Source organism: Mesorhizobium sp. M1273 (genome assembly GCF_040318195.1).
Lineage (GTDB): Bacteria > Pseudomonadota > Alphaproteobacteria > Rhizobiales > Rhizobiaceae > Mesorhizobium.
Genome location: NZ_JAMYLV010000023.1, coordinates 33,475 through 49,150, shown reverse-complemented (window position 1 = coordinate 49,150; position 15,676 = coordinate 33,475). Strand labels below are relative to the sequence as shown.

Annotated in this window: 12 protein-coding genes and 3 pseudogenes; 12 read left to right on the top strand and 3 right to left on the bottom strand. The window is 61.0% G+C overall.

Annotated features, from left to right (window positions below; translation table 11 throughout):
* Window positions 1-127 precede the first annotated feature (127 nt).
* Window positions 128-1,027 carry a DUF1236 domain-containing protein gene (locus NKH30_RS22340; protein ID WP_352997076.1) on the top strand — a complete coding sequence of 300 codons (900 nt, stop codon included), beginning with the start codon at window positions 128-130 and terminating at the stop codon, window positions 1,025-1,027.
* A 105-nt stretch (window positions 1,028-1,132) separates the two neighbouring features.
* Here the strand turns inward: NKH30_RS22340 and NKH30_RS22335 are convergent, their stop codons facing one another.
* A complete protein-coding gene (locus NKH30_RS22335; RefSeq protein WP_352997074.1) occupies window positions 1,133-1,375 on the bottom strand; it encodes a polymerase in 243 nt (80 codons plus the stop codon).
* A 188-nt stretch (window positions 1,376-1,563) separates the two neighbouring features.
* Window positions 1,564-1,887, bottom strand: coding sequence for a DUF4142 domain-containing protein (locus NKH30_RS22330; RefSeq protein ID WP_352541855.1), 324 nt, complete (start codon window positions 1,885-1,887; stop codon window positions 1,564-1,566).
* Here NKH30_RS22330 and NKH30_RS33240 point away from each other — a divergent pair.
* Both NKH30_RS33240 and NKH30_RS22325 read left to right on the top strand, forming a co-directional pair.
* A pseudogene (locus NKH30_RS33240) lies at window positions 1,836-2,043 on the top strand (hypothetical protein); the annotation flags it as partial. The gene NKH30_RS22330 and the pseudogene NKH30_RS33240 sit on opposite strands and share 52 nt — an antisense overlap.
* A gap of 70 nt (window positions 2,044-2,113) precedes the next feature.
* Window positions 2,114-2,535, top strand: a pseudogene (locus NKH30_RS22325) (exopolysaccharide biosynthesis protein).
* Between the two features lie 472 nt (window positions 2,536-3,007).
* Here NKH30_RS22325 and NKH30_RS22320 read toward each other — a convergent pair.
* Complete coding sequence (locus NKH30_RS22320) at window positions 3,008-3,475, bottom strand: hypothetical protein (protein ID WP_352997072.1); 468 nt, start codon at window positions 3,473-3,475, stop codon at window positions 3,008-3,010.
* A 1,392-nt stretch (window positions 3,476-4,867) separates the two neighbouring features.
* On the opposite strand from NKH30_RS22320, the gene NKH30_RS22315 reads away from it, so the two are divergent.
* From NKH30_RS22315 to NKH30_RS22275, 9 genes and pseudogenes are all read left to right on the top strand, one after another.
* Window positions 4,868-5,260: a hypothetical protein gene (locus NKH30_RS22315; protein ID WP_353016357.1), complete on the top strand. Its 393-nt coding sequence runs from the start codon at window positions 4,868-4,870 to the stop codon at window positions 5,258-5,260.
* A 587-nt stretch (window positions 5,261-5,847) separates the two neighbouring features.
* Window positions 5,848-6,545: pseudogene (locus NKH30_RS22310) on the top strand (ArdC family protein); the annotation flags it as partial.
* Between the two features lie 553 nt (window positions 6,546-7,098).
* Window positions 7,099-8,010 carry a carbohydrate ABC transporter permease gene (locus tag NKH30_RS22305; RefSeq protein WP_352474341.1) on the top strand — a complete coding sequence of 304 codons (912 nt, stop codon included), beginning with the start codon at window positions 7,099-7,101 and terminating at the stop codon, window positions 8,008-8,010.
* Window positions 8,010-8,909 carry a carbohydrate ABC transporter permease gene (locus tag NKH30_RS22300; protein WP_352503255.1) on the top strand — a complete coding sequence of 300 codons (900 nt, stop codon included), beginning with the start codon at window positions 8,010-8,012 and terminating at the stop codon, window positions 8,907-8,909. The genes NKH30_RS22305 and NKH30_RS22300 overlap by 1 nt, the downstream gene beginning before the upstream one ends.
* 47 nt (window positions 8,910-8,956) lie before the next feature.
* Complete coding sequence (locus tag NKH30_RS22295) at window positions 8,957-10,486, top strand: ABC transporter substrate-binding protein (protein WP_352541853.1); 1,530 nt, start codon at window positions 8,957-8,959, stop codon at window positions 10,484-10,486.
* A gap of 65 nt (window positions 10,487-10,551) precedes the next feature.
* Window positions 10,552-12,081: a xylulokinase gene (locus tag NKH30_RS22290; RefSeq protein WP_352997070.1), complete on the top strand. Its 1,530-nt coding sequence runs from the start codon at window positions 10,552-10,554 to the stop codon at window positions 12,079-12,081.
* Window positions 12,074-13,399 carry an iron-containing alcohol dehydrogenase gene (locus NKH30_RS22285; protein ID WP_352997068.1) on the top strand — a complete coding sequence of 442 codons (1,326 nt, stop codon included), beginning with the start codon at window positions 12,074-12,076 and terminating at the stop codon, window positions 13,397-13,399. Before NKH30_RS22290 ends, NKH30_RS22285 begins: the two co-directional genes overlap by 8 nt.
* A gap of 77 nt (window positions 13,400-13,476) precedes the next feature.
* Window positions 13,477-14,559, top strand: a complete 1,083-nt coding sequence (locus NKH30_RS22280; protein WP_352541850.1) for an ABC transporter ATP-binding protein — start codon at window positions 13,477-13,479, stop codon at window positions 14,557-14,559.
* Complete coding sequence (locus tag NKH30_RS22275) at window positions 14,560-15,615, top strand: hypothetical protein (protein WP_352997066.1); 1,056 nt, start codon at window positions 14,560-14,562, stop codon at window positions 15,613-15,615.
* The last annotated feature ends 61 nt before the right edge of the window (window positions 15,616-15,676 follow it).

Here is a 15,676-nt window from a genome sequence, read left to right as displayed (position 1 = left end):
TAACGCTATCGGGTGGAGCTAGTTCCGCCGATCGGATCGCTTGCCGTTTCGCTCCATTAGTTTGGAACAAACTTTTTTAGCCGCAGTTTTGCGGGGTGAAGGGAAGCATTTTCCAAGGAGATCTCTCATGAAAGGCGTTCTGATCACCAGCATGTTAGCAATCAGCGTCAGCTGCGGGGCCGCACTTGCCCAGACGCAGCAGTCGACCGACGACCAGTCCGGCGCCAATTGTGCAGCCGGCACTGCCAATTGCCAGAACGGCGCCAAGATGGGCGAGCAGGCTCAGGGCAAGGCCGCCACCACCACTGATCAACAGGCGCAGGGCAAACCGAAGCTGAAGACCGGCGAGCAGGCACAGGGCAATGCTGGCGCTACGACTGACCAGCAAGCCCAAGGCAAACCGAAACTGAAGACCGATCAGCAAGCCCAAGGCAAGGCTGGCGCCACCACTGACCAGCAGGCCACGGGCAACACGAAGATGACGACCGAGGAGCAAGCCCAGGGCAAGGCTGGAACCACCACCACCGAGCAGGCTCAGGGCAGCTCCAAGATAAAGCCCAATCAGCAGGCTCAGGGCAAGGCTGGAACCACCACAACCACCGAGCAAGCTCAGGGCAAGGCTGGCGCCACGACTGAACAACAGGCCACGGGCAGCACCAAGATGAAGACCGACGAGCAGGCTCAGGGCAAGGCCGGGACCACGACCACCGAGCAGACCCAAGGCAATGCCTCGACGCAGACGCAGGACCAGAGTTCGACCGCTTCCATCAGCAATGTGACCGTTGAACAGAAGACCCAGATTACCCAGGTCATCAAGGAAACGAACGTCCAACCCGTTTCCAATGTCGATTTCGACATCTCCGTCGGCGTCGAGGTTCCGCGAAAGAAGGTCCGGCTGCATCGTCTGCCGGCGCGCATCGTCAAGATCGTTCCGGCTTATGAAAATTACGAGTATTTCGTGCTCGCTGACGGCCGGATCGTCATCGTCGACCCGAATACCTACAAGATCGTGATTATCCTGACCTAGTCGTGGCCAGACGGTCTACCGTGGGTTGATTCACTAAAAAAGCCCGCCGCGCAGCTCGGGCGGCGGGCTTTTCCGTACCCAGCTCCAGCGTCTGCAAATCGCAAATCAAGGTCCGTCCTCGGGGCGAGGAGTGAGCATGGTCTGATCGACGGTCTCGGGCAGGCAGGGACTGGGCAGGCAGCTTGTTCGGACTGACGCGGTGGTCATGGCATCGATATCCGTGACCAGCACCATTCTCGCGTAGTGCCGCGGCCACAGCGGCTCTCCAAACAGGACGAAGACGCCGCCAATCATCAGCGTCACCAACAAGAGTGCCGTTGCGTTTGCAAATATCTCGCCGTAGCGCATGGTAACCTGTCCTGGCCGGAAATCGATTCAGCCTGTGACAGCGGCAATCGGGACGGTGCCGAAACCCAGCTCTACTGCCCTTGGCGCCTCGCGAATGCCGCCTCCCGTTGGATCCTCTCGGGAATAAGCCAGGTGAATAACGGCACTCTCGGTACTTTGTTCCCGGGTCCCGACGACAGCCGCTCCCTTCATGCCGGACGTTTCCGTTTGCGAAGCCGCTGGCGGTCGTCGCCATTGATGCGCGGCAGCGAGATCCTTGACGTGACGTTCGTGCATCTGCAGCACTGGCAGCGTCTTTTTGGCAACTCCTTCATTTCAGCCGGATCGTCGCCGGAATTTGCGTAAGCGGAAAACAGCGCCACCGCTTCCTTATGCGCCTGGGTCTGCATGTCGATATATTTCGATTGGAAGCTGTCACCACTGGCCTCCTTGAGTTGGTCGGAGAGCGCGCGAAGCTTCCGTGGAGATCGTTCGCCAGTCTCAGAACTGCCTGACGTCTCAGGACCCGCCACTCATCGAGCGCGCCGCCGGCGACTACGGCTGGGCGGCGGTCCACCGCCATCAATATAGCGATTGGCCGTACGGCGCCGGCGGAGCTTCTGGATAGCCAGGACCCGCAATGCGCAGCCCTTGTCCGGGCTCTGAACAGAGCCGGCGAGGATGCGTGAGGACCGGCTGCGTGGGTGAGATGTCCGAGCCATCCCAGCGTTGACGCCGATCCCGGGGCCGTTCGGCACGGTGTTCGGCAGCGGGCTCGCGCTGGTCCCGCTCCAGATCGTCGCGGGCAGCCGGAGGGTCTGGTTGCCCGCCATCATCAGAGAGCGCCAGTTTTCGCCTGTGGCGTTCGGTCTTATGGTCCGTCATTCGGTGCCGATGATCAGCCGGGTGGAGAAAGTGGTGCGCACCGGTCGGCTGCAGATCCTGACGGGCCCGACGGTGCAGACCCGCTCGGCGTTCCGGTCTTCCTGCTCGCTGTCGTTATCGCGCTGCTGATTCCCTTCGGCAATATCCTGCCGGTGCTCTCACTGGTAGTCTTGGCCGTCGCATTGATGGAATGCGACGGTCTCGTAACCCTGATTGGACTGCTGCTCGCCTCGACGTCGTTTGTCGCGACTGCGGCTCTGCTTGTTGTTGTGGCATCAGCGGTCCCGACGTCCTAAGCGCGGGATTGCGAGATCACGGGCGCGTCGTCAGGCATTGAGTCCGAGACCCGCCGCTCACTGACGGCCCAGGCCTGCTCTTCGACATTTTCATCTGCCTCAAGTCTGCGCCGCAACTCCCTTATCACGGGGTGCACTGGAGGTGCGAACCAAAGGATTGCTATGGAATTTAGAGAAGGACTTCCTCTGCGACCAGCTTCCGGTCGGGAGCTGGTAAACTTTTTGACCATCGGCCCTAAACAGAGGACCGTAACATCCCCATCTCCTCGGCTGCGCCGCGGTCGCGGTGAGGGATAGGCGCCCAGCCTGGTTCGGTTTCGCCGTTGCGGAGCCACGGAAACGGCAGATTCCCTCACGTTGGCGGTGCGGCGGTGGAACGGGGCGACCGAGAACCGCTGTTGCCGTTAAATCTCAGTCTTCGCTGCAGGCCAACGCGATCAACGTCCACACATATTTCTGAAAGTCTCAGGCTTTAGCAGCCTTCCGCCCGTAGCGATCGCACCATTCGCACGACGACGGGATCGTAGGCGATTTTTTCGGATCTGCTGTAGTTCATTATAAAGAGCGCCGCACCGTCATTGCAGACGGCAATGACGCGTACGTAGCGGATTTGCCCGTCCCTGATACCGGAATAACTGGCCCACGTCGGCTTAACGCGCCGATAGGTCACTTTCCAGCCCGCCTTTTCATCCTCGACAATTCGATGCTCTATTTCGGCGCGGAAACTGGCCTTTCCGAGCCTTGCGCCCCAAACAGCAAGAAAGGCCTCGTTTTTGCCCTGAAAAGCTGCTCCCTGGTCGGAACGCTGAGTTAAAACAAAGCCGGGGGGCGCATCGAATACAAAGCCAAACTGCTTAATGCCGAAGGGCTGCCACTCTTGCGCATAAAGAAGCGTGGTGGAAAATAACAACGAGACCAAGCTAAGCAGCAAGCGGAACATGGCGCTTAATTAGGGTCGAGTAATATACCGTCCATACCCTGCCGGAGTTTTTTGCCAAGCCGACCTAGCATCGGCAAGCTGGCTTAGTCGCAGACGCCGGCGGCGCCGCTCGACACGGCTGCTTAACCCGACTTGGCTCCAAACTCGTACTCGGGCGATCACCTTGGCCCGATGAGGCGCCGTTAGTGAGCTGCCGCTGGCCAGCGCCGCCGCACGCAATCGATGGCAAGATTTTGTGGCCGCAGTTGGTCGGCAATCCAAGGCTTACGAATCCTCGCGTCCAATCCCTGTGCAGATTCCCACTGGAACCAATGCGACCGGGTCCGGTTAACAATCGAAGGGGCCCCTCGGATCTTGAATGATGGTCGATCTTTTGAACATCGAGCTGCCTAAAGCCAGGCAGCGCGTGAAACGAGCGGAGCTGTCTCTCCAGCGTGCGACCGAAATGCTGGACAAAGACTGCGGCGTCGGCATTAACATCGCGCTGTGCGACAGGATTAGGTCTGCACAACGTCGACTGGCCGAGGCCAGAGAACGTCTGGTCAAGATAGATTCCACCTGCACGGACTGCGGTCTGACGCTGAACATCCGGCCGCTTGGCGGAGCATCGCAACAGCCGCAAATTTCCGCGCGATGCGCGATCAGGGCCACTGGTATTCCAGAGCTTCCATGCGTCCACAACCGACGGTTGGAGCGTAAAGGACGAACTCGGCACCGAAATGTCAGGTCGTCCCCCGGTCGCTACCGGCAGCAACAAGGTGGTACCGGAAGTTGTTGCCGATGCGTCGTCGAAATAGCGACCCTGGCGGATGCGGCCCGGAACGCGGCAAAGGTCTCCGGCGGAACGCTGTCAAACTCGGTATGCCTTGGCGCTGGCTACAAACCAGACCGAGAGGATTCTTCTTTCCGGATCAGACCCCGTTTTGCGTATGGAGGTGGAGGGCATGACGGCAACTCGGGTCGAGACGGTCAACGAGCGGAGAGGCAGTCGCGTTCCTTGTCTCCGTCCCTCAGCAATCGGCGCAAACGCCGAACATGGAGCTGGCGCTCCTGCGAGGAAGCGGAAAGAGATCGGAGGGTCGTCTGCGGATGCTGCAGCCGCCCACGCGCCCGCTCAAGGCTTAGTTTCTTCCTGGGGAGGAGCTTGTGGGTCAGGACAATCAGGGACGACGGAGTGGTACGCTTCGTTGGCAGAACGACCGCTTGATCGCAGCCACCTGGAACAGCGTCGAAATCGCAATCATCACCAATATCATCTGTCTCGTGCTTGGTTCGGTCTCACCTTGATTGTCGCCGCGCACGCCGCGGCGCGTTGGAGGATGTCATTGGGATTCCTGTGTGAAAAGATCCGGGTAGGATTGCCGATTGGGCCTGTGCGCCCATAGTCACGGCATGAAGGCGGAGTATGTTGAACTGGTTTTGTTGGAGCAATCACTTGCCAATACAGGCGGTATGAATCGGGCGTTTTCCGACCGAGTGGATGACATCGCGGAGAAAACTGGCGGATCTGTCTTGTTCGACGTTCGCGTGGACGGCGATTCTCGCATTCAGAGGATGGCGGCGATTGGGTACGGCGCAAACGACACCGTGGTAGCAATCATGATGGATAAAAACGGACAACTTAGATCCGCGCCGGTGGACGCAGACAACGACTTTCTGGTGGCCGAACTAACCGTGTGGAGTTCGCTGCCGATGGCAGAGCAGGCCTCTGCCAACTACCACGGCGCGGCAGAGAGCTTGCTTGCGAAGCTTCGCAAATCGGGCCGTTTCGACCGGTCTACCTGATCTTTCTCAAAGTCGGATGGCGGTGGCGTGATGGCGAGACACACGGTAGCGCGTCGTGTGGGTCATGTCCCACGAGTCTGAATGTCCCACGAGTCTGAACCAAAAAGAATGTTTGATGTCAAGCTCTTTACCGCGTCGGTGGCCCGCAAGGGCGAATTGGGACCTACAAGTTCAGCAATGATGGGCAAATTGTCCGCGTCGGTCTGAACGGGTCGACGGCACATGGACGATGCCGTCCGAATCGGTGACATAGCGCTCGCAGCGAGCCCGGATTGACCAGTTCGAGGTACGCGGGCTGATACGAGGCATCGATCACCCGCTGCAGGGTCAGATCGCTAGCGAGCGTCGCGCCGTACACGGTGGAGGCCAAGCCCGTGGCTGTGCCAAGCCCCCGTGGGCACGCTGGGGAAGCATGCCGTAGGGGCCGTCAATATAGGCGCTGCCGCGTGGCGCGCCGCTGCGACCGTGCCTGCTGGCAGGTATAGCTGCCTGCCGTCGCATAGGCCGTGGAGCCTGCATCGTCACCGTATCCAGCCATGCCGATCCTCACTTTGCAACATTCAGGTTCCGCCCACGTTGAGTTCGGCTCAGGCTGCGAGGAAAACACCTGGATGACCTACCGGCAGGCGCAGGACTTCGGTGGTCAAGCCCGTAAGGGCGAAAAAGGCACCCTCGTCGTCAAATATGGCACGTTCACGCCGAAGCATCACGACGATGACGAAGACCGCGCGATTCCATATCTGAAGGGCTACACCGTCTTCAATATTGAGCAGATCGAGAACATACCGGATCGCTTCTTCAGCCCCGCCGAGGAGCTCTCGGCAATCCGGCTCCGCACATCGAGGCCCTCGAGAGCTTCGTCCAGAACATCGGCGCAAGCGTCAGCTACGGTGGTGCCAAAGCTTGCTACCGGCCCAGCATCAACGACATCCTCATGCCTGACCGCGGGCGTTTCGACAGCGAGGTTCACCTTTACTCGACTTTGCTAGACGAGGTTTCGCATTGGTCCGGCGCAAAGCATCGCCTGGACCGCGATCTGACGGGCAGGTTCGGCAGTGAAGGCTACGCCGTGGAGGAGCTTGTTGCGGAGCTCGCGGCATCGTTCCTGTGTGCCGACCTGGGCGTGGCGCATGATCCACGCGACAACACAGCCGCCTATCTGGCGAGCTGGCTCGCCGTCCTTAAGAGTGACAAGAGAGCCATCATCACGGCCGCTGCGAAGGCGCAGGCCGCTGCCGAGTATCTCACAATGCTGCAGCCGGCCGTCGGACTGGAAGCCGCGTAATGAGATGGGGTGTCCGGAGGCCGGCGGTGGACTTCGGCGCCATCATAGCAATCGATCCTTCATCGTTCCACCTGGCGCCATTTGGTTGTCCGCTGACAACCGCTGCTCTGTCTGAGGTGTTCTCCTGCATTCCCTGTGAGTTGTCCGCGGACAACTAAGCTCGAAACGGCATCAGGGTTAAGCATTTGTAAATTCGTAACGAAAAGGGTCTTATTGTAACTGCGCAGTTTATCGCATCTTAGCGCTAATTGCGCAGTTCGAGGGCCAAGGATGTTGCAGCCAAAATTGGCGGCGGCCCTGAGCGCGTTTGAGGCTGGTGCACGGCATTTGCCGGCGGCGTTTCCTCCAAAACAACTCCATACTCGGCGATCACGCATCCTCTGGGACCACGAGCAAATCCCTTGAGCCTGACTGAACCGACACTTGACAAATCGGCGGCCGTCCGACACGTTCTTAACAAAAGGCACAACAAACTTACAAAAGTTCAAGTTGGCACAATCTGGCCGATAGGGAGAGGGCCGATGCGTCTGTGTGACCGAGCGGAGATTTGCGCGTGAGCACGGTGACCGTGACCCGCGAAGCGCCCAGATGGGCCCTTCCCCGGTTCATGACGGCCGAGCATCCTTTCCCCTGGCTCGCGCCGATCACGGTGATGCTTCTCGTTTTCGGCATCTATCCCCTCGCCTATTCGGTCTGGCTGTCGCTTCACAAACGCAATGTCGTTTCCCGTCAGCTCGACTTCGCCGGGCTCCACCAATGGACGCGCGCCTTCTCGGATGCGCGTATGTGGCATTCGCTGGAAACCACGCTGATCTACACCTTCGTCGCGCTTGCGGTTCAGCTTGCGCTCGGCATCCTCATCGCGCTTCTGCTTGACACCGATCGCAAAGGTTACGGCGTGCTGCGGGCGCTGATGACACTGCCGCTGGTGGTGCCGCCTGCGGTGACCGGAATGATGTTCCTGCTGATGCAGGACGGCTCTTTCGGCGTCCTGTCGTTCTACCTCTATGCCCTCGACCTGATCTCGCCGGCACAGCCGATCCTGACGCAGCCCGGAACCGCATTGGCGGCGATCCTGCTGGCGGACATATGGCAATGGACGCCGTTCATGGTGCTCATCATCCTGGCAGGGCTCAGGGCGCTGCCGAAGGAACCTTTCGAGGCAGCCGCGATCGACGGTGCCAACGGCATCCAGACGTTCTTGCGGCTCACATTGCCGATGCTGCGCAAGGTGATAGCGGTCGCGGTGCTGATCCGCGGCGTCGATCTCTTTCGCATCTACGACTACGTCTACATCATCACCGCCGGCGGGCCAGGCACGGCCACCGAGACGCTTTCGTTCTACGCTGGCCGTATCTACTTCACCGGAGACTTCCCCTATGCCGCGACCCTGTCGCTGATCGTGCTCGTCGTCTTGATCGTCGTGTCGAATCTCTTCGTCAGGCTGTTCAAGGTGAGGTTCTGATGGAGTCGTCGCGCGCCCAAACGATCGCCCGCGACGTGCTCGCCGTCCTGGTGGTGGCGATCTTCATGTTCCCCATCGCGTGGTGGGCGCTGTCGTCTATCAAACCCTATTCGGCGATCTTCGACCGCAGCGGACCGGTCTACGTCGGTTTCACACCGACGCCGGACAATTACCGCGTGACGTTGCTTGGCGTCTCACGCGTCGACATCGGCATGGAACAGGGCGGCGAGGCGGCCGGGGTGATCAAGGGTGGCGCCAGTTCATACGATTCCCGCCAGTCGTTGCTCGACAGCGCCATCATAGCCGTCGGATCTACGGCGCTGACGCTGCTGCTGGCCACCCTGGCCGCCTATTGCCTGTCGCGAATGCAGTTCAGCGGCCAGCAGTCCTTCCTGTTCTGGATTCTTTCGCAGCGCTTCATGCCGCCAATCGCGATCGTCATTCCAATCGTTTTCATGTTCCGCGATCTCGGCTTGCGCGATACCTATACGGGCCTCGTCCTCGTTCACAGTTTGATCAACCTGCCGCTGGCGGTTCTGCTTTTGAAGTCGTTCTTCGACGATGTTCCGCGCGAGGTTGATGAGGCGGCGCTTATTGACGGCGCGACGCGCTGGCAGACGTTCCGACGCGTGGTCCTTCCCATGGTCAAGGGCGGCATCGCTGCGACGGCCGTGCTGTGTTTCATCTTTTCGTGGACCGAGTTCCTGCTCTCACTGTTCCTGACAACGTCGATCCGCACTGTGCCGGTGAAGATCTCGACCTTTGTCACCTCGACCGCGACCGAGTGGGGCTACATCACAGCGCTCGGCACGTCCGCGATCATACCCAGCTTCATCTTTATCCTGCTGGTTCAACGGCATCTGGTCCGCGGCCTCACCCTCGGATCGCTGAAGGAGTGAGGCGCTGACGAGAAGAACGACGACAAAAACGCAATGGAGGAACGATCATGAGCTTCAGTGAACACGACAAGAAGACATTCGTAGCCGATACCTGCAATGACTTTACGGCGCGCCGGATAACCAAACGCGACTTCATGAGGAAGATGGCGCTCGCCGGTGTCGGCTTTTCCGCCTTCGGATCGGCCATGCTAGGTGGTGGCCGCACCAGTCGGGGGATGCTGGGCCTCGGGGTTGAAGAAGCCCGCGCCCAGGACGCCGATATGCTGAAGTGGCTGGCCGACGTCGGCAAACCATATGCCGGCACCAAAATCCGCTACACGTCGGAAGCGACGCCGCCAACGATTGTTGCCAACCAGCTTGTCGCGGGTGAATTCACCAAGGCAACCGGCATTGAGGTGGAAGTCGAGATCGTGCCGCTGGAGCAGGTTCTCGCCAAGGCGACGCAAGACGTACAGGGCCAGCTTGGCACCTATGACGTCTACTATCTCGACCAGTCCTGGATGGCGACGTTTGCCCAGGATGTCGTCGATCCGCGCGAGTATTACGACCAGAACAAAGAACTGGCGATGCCGAACTTCGACTGGGACGATTTCTCCAAGCCGTTGGTCGACGGCATCGCCATGTACAACGGCAAACAGTGTGGAATTCCATTCGATATTCCGATCTTCATCCTGATGTACCGCAAGGATCTTTTCGACAAACACAACATTGCGCTGCCGACAGACCTCGACGCCTACCTCAAGGCCGTCCAGGCGCTTACAGAGGCAGAAAAAAGCAACGGAATCTTCGGCACCGCGTGCCAGGCGAAGTCCGGCCACTATTCGCTGGAATGCGACTGGACCTTCGCATTGTGGGGCCATGGCGGTTCTGTCTTCAACAAGGACAAGAAGTTTGTCGGCAATGACGAGCGCGGCGTGGCCGGGCTCAAATTCTATCAGGAGCTGGTCAAGAACTCGCCGCCGTCGGCGACGACTTGGACCTGGGACGGCCAAGGACAGGCCCTGACACAGGGACAAGCCGCCATGGCAATCACCTGGGGCGAGGATTTCCCCGGCTTCGATGCCAAGGATTCCAAGGTCAAAGGCCTGTTCGAGGCCCTGCCCGCGCCCAAGGAAGTTCCTGGTCGTCGCGCCGCTGCCGATTGCGGCTTCAACGAAATCCCGGCCGTCGGCCACCAGGGCGGCTCGACGATCTCGCTGTCGCAATATTCCAAGAACAAGGAAGCGGCATGGCTGTTCATGCAGTGGGTCTGCTCGAAGGATGTCATGGCGCGGGTATCGACGCTCGGCGGCGGCGCCTCGCCGATGCGCAATTCCTCTTTTACAGATCCTCGGGTCAAGGCGAAGGCTGTTGTCGGCCCCGGAACGACACGCCATTTCGACGCGATCAAATACACGATCGACAATCAGATGGGATCTGAGCCGGACATGCCGATCTGGGCGGATCTGTCGAACAACGACATTCCGGTTGAGCTCGGCAAGTTGCTTACGGGCCAAGACTATGGCGGCGATGCCAAGGCGTGCCTCGATGCCATTGCCGGCATTGTCGACGGCAAAGTCAAGGACGCCGGTCTTTAGCGGCTGGTCGGTGATTTGGGCGAAGGCGGCTTCGGCCGCCCTCGCCGGTTGGCAACGTGGCGGCAATGGTTCCTGATCTCGTCATCGGCATTGATTCCTCGACCTCGGCAACCAAGGCGATCGCCTGGGACCGCAATGGTCTGGCCGTGGCCGAAGGTCGTGCACCGCTTGCAATGTCCAACCCGCGTTCGGGCTATTTCGAGCAGGATCCGGCCGAGTGGTGGACCTCGACGGTCGCAGCGCTGCGCGCCGTGACGTCAACGGTTTCGCCGGCACGCATTGCCGCCCTCGCGATTGCCAACCAGCGCGAGAGCTTCGGACTTTTCGACGAGCAAGGCGAAGCGGTTGGGCCGGCGACGCTCTGGCTCGATGAGCGCGCCCGTGGCAAAGCACGCCGCTTCGGCGAGAGTTTCGGCGCGGCACGCGTCCACGCAATATCCGGCAAGCCGCTGGACGTCATTCCTTGCCTTTACCGCATGATCTGGTTTCGCGAGCAAGAGCCCGAGATTTTTGCCCGCGTGGAGCGGATGGCCGAAGTCCACAGCTATCTGGTCTTTCGCTTGAGCGGCCGGTGGGTGACGTCCACCGCATCCGCCGACCCGATGGGCATACTCGATATGCGGGCTATGGACTGGTCGAACGATATACTGGAGGCAGCGGGCGTCGCCCGGCGCATGATGCCGGATCTGGCGCGGCCCGGCACCGTTCTGGGCCAACTGACGTCGCAAGCGGCCATTTCGACGGGCCTGCGCGAGGGCACGCCGATCGTCGCCGGCGGCGGCGACGGTCAATGCGCCGGCACGGGCGCTGGTGTGTTGCAGCCGCGATGCGCTTACATCAACCTCGGCACGGCGGTCGTCTCCGGCAGCTTCGGCACGGACTACGTCCACGACCAGGCCTTCCGCACCGAAACGGCGGTCGCCGATAATGGCTACATCTACGAGACGTGCCTTCGCGCCGGCACTTTTCTTGTCGACTGGATGGCGCGCGAAATGCTTGGCGTCGATCTGCATGGCGCAAGCGATGCGCTGGAGGCGCTCGAGGCCGAAGCCGCTGCCAGCCCGATCGGCGCAGGCGGCATAATGCTCCTGCCCTACTGGCAGGGCGTCATGGACCCGCACTGGGATAGTGCGGCCCGTGGTGTGATTGCCGGGCTTTCGGGCTCGAGCCGCCGCGGCGACATCTATCGCGCCGTGCTCGAAGGCATAGCGCTGCATCAGGCCGCGACAAGTCAGCGGGCGGCTGCGGCTGCCGCCCAGACCATCGACCAGTTCATAGCCATCGGCGGAGGAGCGAAGTCCGACCTGTGGATGCAGATTCTGGCGGATGCACTCGATCGTCCAATAAAGCGTTCGACGACCGTCGAAGCCTCCTCGCTAGGCGCGGCGATGGCGGCGGCAAAGGGGGTGGGCTGGTTTTCCACGATCGCCGAAGCGTCGCTCGCAATGGCCAGCGAGCCGGCCAAAACCTTCGAACCGGACACGAAACGGGCCGCGCTCTACGCCGAACTTCTTGCGATCCATGCTGATCTTTGGCCAACGCTTGCAGCCTGGAACCAACGCCTCGCGGCCTTCATGGAGGCCGATCATGGCTGAAGCGACCAACTGGAGCGCGTTGATCGAGGACGTTGTCGCTGGACGCTGGACAGATCCCAAGACAGGCGCGGCCGCGGTCCTGCCGTTCCAGACCATCGAATTGCTGGAGACGACGGAAGGCCGCGAGGCGGATCTCGTTGCGCCGCTGAAGCTAGGCAGCCGCATCGCCGTGGTCTCCGATATCAACACCGTCGATGTGATGGGCAGGCGCGTCGCGAAGGCGCTGCGTGCCATCGCCGACATCGACGAAATCGTGCTGCCTGACGGCCTCGACTGTGATGAGGCGACGATCCAGATGGTCAGGGAGAAGACACGTCACGCCGAAGGGGTCGTGGCCGTCGGGTCGGGCGTCCTCAATGACAGCTGCAAGCATGCAACCTTCCTCGACGAGCGACCCTATGCCGTCTTCGGCACGGCCGCCTCGATGAATGGCTACGGCGCCTCGACAGCGTCGGTGACCTTGGCCTCCGGGCTCAAGATCTCGCTGCCTTCACACGCGCCCCGGGGCATCTTCCTGGACCTTGGCGTGTCGGCCGCAGCGCCCGCCTGGCTCAGCGCCGCCGGGCTTGGCGACAGCCTCTGCCGCTCCACGGCCCAGATCGACTGGTGGGCTTCGCATCGGCTGTTCGACACTTACTATTCCGAGGTGCCCTACCTGCTGCAGGCGGGCGATGAGGAGCCGATGCTGGCCCATGCGCCTGGCCTTGCCAGGCATGACGTCACCGCTGTCGGGCATCTCCAGCGCGTCTTGACGCTGTGCTCGATGGGCGTGTGCTTTGCCGGCGTTTCCCATCCGGGGTCCATGGGAGAGCACCAGATTTCCCATTGGGTCGACATGTTCGCGCAAGACCATCATCCCGGCACCACGCACGGCCAGCAGGTCGGGGTTGCCTCGCTGGTCATGGCGCGTCTGCAAGCGCGGCTGCTGGACATGAAAGAGCCGCCGCAGGTGAAGCCGACCGCCATCGACGAAGCGGCGATGCTGGCCCGCTATGGCGCGCAGCTTGGACCACTTTGCATTGCCGAGATGAAGAAAACGGCACTCGACGCCAGCCAGTCGGAAATCTTCAACCGCAGGCTTGCGGAAATCTGGCCGGCGCTGCGCCAGGAGGTTCGGCCCATGGCAATGCCGGTCGCCCGCATGGAGGCAGCACTCAAGGCTGCGGGAGGGCCGGTCACCGGCGCGGAACTAGGGCTGCCGCGCGCGCTTTGGCACGACGCCATTCGCTATTCGCGAGAAATCCGCGGCCGATGGTCCTTTGTCAACCTGGCCGCCGATGCGGGACTCTTGGAAGAGTTTCTGGAGAGCGAATGGTGAGAGCGCATCCGATCGCCAATCGCTCGCATGGCGAAAATGAGATCCAACCGGCAAGGGCAATCGAAGGGTAGCAATTTATGGCGTCTGTCACCATCAGCAACATAAAGAAGGACTATGGCGCCCTCTCGATTATCGACGGACTCGATCTCTCGATCGAGGATGGCCAGTTCGTCGTTTTGCTGGGGCCGTCCGGCTGCGGCAAGTCCACTCTGTTGCGCATGATAGCCGGTCTCGAGCCCATCACGTCCGGTGAGATCGCCATAGGCGACAGGGTCGTCAACATGCTCCATCCCAAAGACCGCAATATCGCGATGGTCTTCCAGAATTACGCGCTTTACGCGCACATGACCGTCTTCGACAACATGGCCTTTTCCATGCAGTTGAAGAAGCGCCCCAACGAAGAAATCAAACAGAAGGTCGGGTGGGCGGCATCGATCCTCAACCTGACACCCTATCTGGAACGGTATCCCCGCCAGCTTTCGGGCGGCCAGCGGCAGCGCGTCGCCATGGGTCGCGCCATCGTGCGGGACCCAACTGTGTTCCTGTTCGACGAACCGCTGTCCAATCTCGATGCCAAGCTGCGGGTGCAGATGCGCACCGAAATCAAGGAGCTCCACCAGCGGCTGAAGACCACCACCGTCTATGTCACGCATGACCAGATCGAGGCCATGACCATGGCCGATGTCATCGTCATTATGCGCGACGGCCATATCGAGCAGATCGGGCGCCCGCTCGATGTCTACGATCGCCCGGCAAACCTCTTCGTCGCCTCCTTCATCGGCTCGCCCGCAATGAACATGTTCCATGGCGAGGTGGCTTCCGAGCGCGACGCCTGGGTGGTGCGGACCGACGAGCTATCCCTCCCGCTGCCGCCAGGGGCTGCGGTCCGGCCCGGCCAAAAGGTGATCTACGGCATTCGCCCCGAACATCTTCGACCAGTGGCCGACGGGCGCGGCATTCCAGCGAGGATTACGGTTGTCGAGCCGACTGGCCCCGAAATCCACATCTTTGCCAGCATGGGCAACACCGCGATCTGCTCGGTGCTGCATGACCGCATGGAGGTCTCTCCTGGAGCTGTGATCCATGTGGAGCCGGCGCCTGAGCGAATCCACCTGTTCGACGAAGGCAGCGGCGAGCGGCTGGACAAGGGAAGAAGCTGAATGGCGCGGATCGTTATCCTCGGCGCCGGCGTCATGGGCTCTGCCATGACGCTTCCGGCCGCTCACGCTGGTAACCGCATCACTCTTGTCGGGACCCATCTCGATGAGGAGATCGTCGGCTCCGTGGCCAGCACAAGTCATCACCCACGCCTCAACATCAATCTGCCTGATGTGGTAACCGCCTGTTCCTGGACCGAATTCGGGGCGGCGATGAACGATGGACCCGATCTGCTTGTACTCGGCGTCTCGTCGGCCGGCATTCCTTGGGCGATCGACCGCATTGCAGAAAGCATCAAGTCGCCCGTGCCGATACTGATGATTACGAAAGGGCTTGCGGCAAGCGACGAAGGCGTGGAAATCCTGCCACATCTGCTTGCCCGCGAGATCGAGCAACGCACTGGCTTGTCGGTCCCGGTGATGGCCGTCGGCGGACCGTGCATTGCCGGCGAACTGGCGGCGCAGCGCGACACCTCTGTGATCATGGCCGGGCATGATCCCGACCAGGTCGCCGCGGCGTCCCGCATTCTGCGCGCGCCTTTCTATCATGCGCGATCGTCACCCGATCTCGTTGGGGTCGAGATCTGCGCCGCTTTCAAGAATTTCTACACACTCGCCGTTGGGGCTCCCGTCGGGCTGCTCGAGCGCGACGGCAAGGCGCCCAATGGCGCACTCATGCACAACCTGGCCTCGTCACTTTTCTCGCAGTCCCTCGCCGAGATGGCGATTCTGGTCGAAGCCCTGGGTGGAAAGGTCGAAACAGTGCTGGGGCTGGCCGGCTCCGGCGATCTTTACGTGACCTGCCAGGCGGGCCGTAACGGTCGCATGGGGCGCCTGCTCGGCCGCGGCCTGCCCTATTCCGTGGCGAAGCGCGAACATATGAGTTCAGACACGGTCGAGGGCGCGCAACTGGCGCTGGACCTTGGTCCGACTTTGAAGAATATGATGGCCCGGGGTGTACTTCCCCACGATCGCCTGCCGCTGACGAGCGCCATCATCGACGCAATTTGCCATGATGCTCCGCTGGTTTTGTCCTTCGACCGCTATCATCGAGGCTAGCGGAGCCGGGAAACTCGATTGATGCCTCATATCGATGAGCACATGGCTCCGCCGAGCCGCT

What these genes read in the sequence shown, in the direction of transcription:
- NKH30_RS22285 (WP_352997068.1), top strand. Translation starts at nt 12,074, where the DNA reads ATGGCTGAAGCGACCAACTGGAGCGCGTTGATCGAGGACGTTGTCGCT.
- NKH30_RS22280 (WP_352541850.1), top strand. Translation starts at nt 13,477, where the DNA reads ATGGCGTCTGTCACCATCAGCAACATAAAGAAGGACTATGGCGCCCTC.
- NKH30_RS22340 (WP_352997076.1), top strand. Translation starts at nt 128, where the DNA reads ATGAAAGGCGTTCTGATCACCAGCATGTTAGCAATCAGCGTCAGCTGC.
- NKH30_RS22320 (WP_352997072.1), bottom strand. Translation starts at nt 3,475, where the DNA reads ATGTTCCGCTTGCTGCTTAGCTTGGTCTCGTTGTTATTTTCCACCACG.
- NKH30_RS22275 (WP_352997066.1), top strand. Translation starts at nt 14,560, where the DNA reads ATGGCGCGGATCGTTATCCTCGGCGCCGGCGTCATGGGCTCTGCCATG.
- NKH30_RS22315 (WP_353016357.1), top strand. Translation starts at nt 4,868, where the DNA reads ATGAAGGCGGAGTATGTTGAACTGGTTTTGTTGGAGCAATCACTTGCC.
- NKH30_RS22300 (WP_352503255.1), top strand. Translation starts at nt 8,010, where the DNA reads ATGGAGTCGTCGCGCGCCCAAACGATCGCCCGCGACGTGCTCGCCGTC.
- NKH30_RS22295 (WP_352541853.1), top strand. Translation starts at nt 8,957, where the DNA reads ATGAGCTTCAGTGAACACGACAAGAAGACATTCGTAGCCGATACCTGC.
- NKH30_RS22290 (WP_352997070.1), top strand. Translation starts at nt 10,552, where the DNA reads ATGGTTCCTGATCTCGTCATCGGCATTGATTCCTCGACCTCGGCAACC.
- NKH30_RS22335 (WP_352997074.1), bottom strand. Translation starts at nt 1,375, where the DNA reads ATGCGCTACGGCGAGATATTTGCAAACGCAACGGCACTCTTGTTGGTG.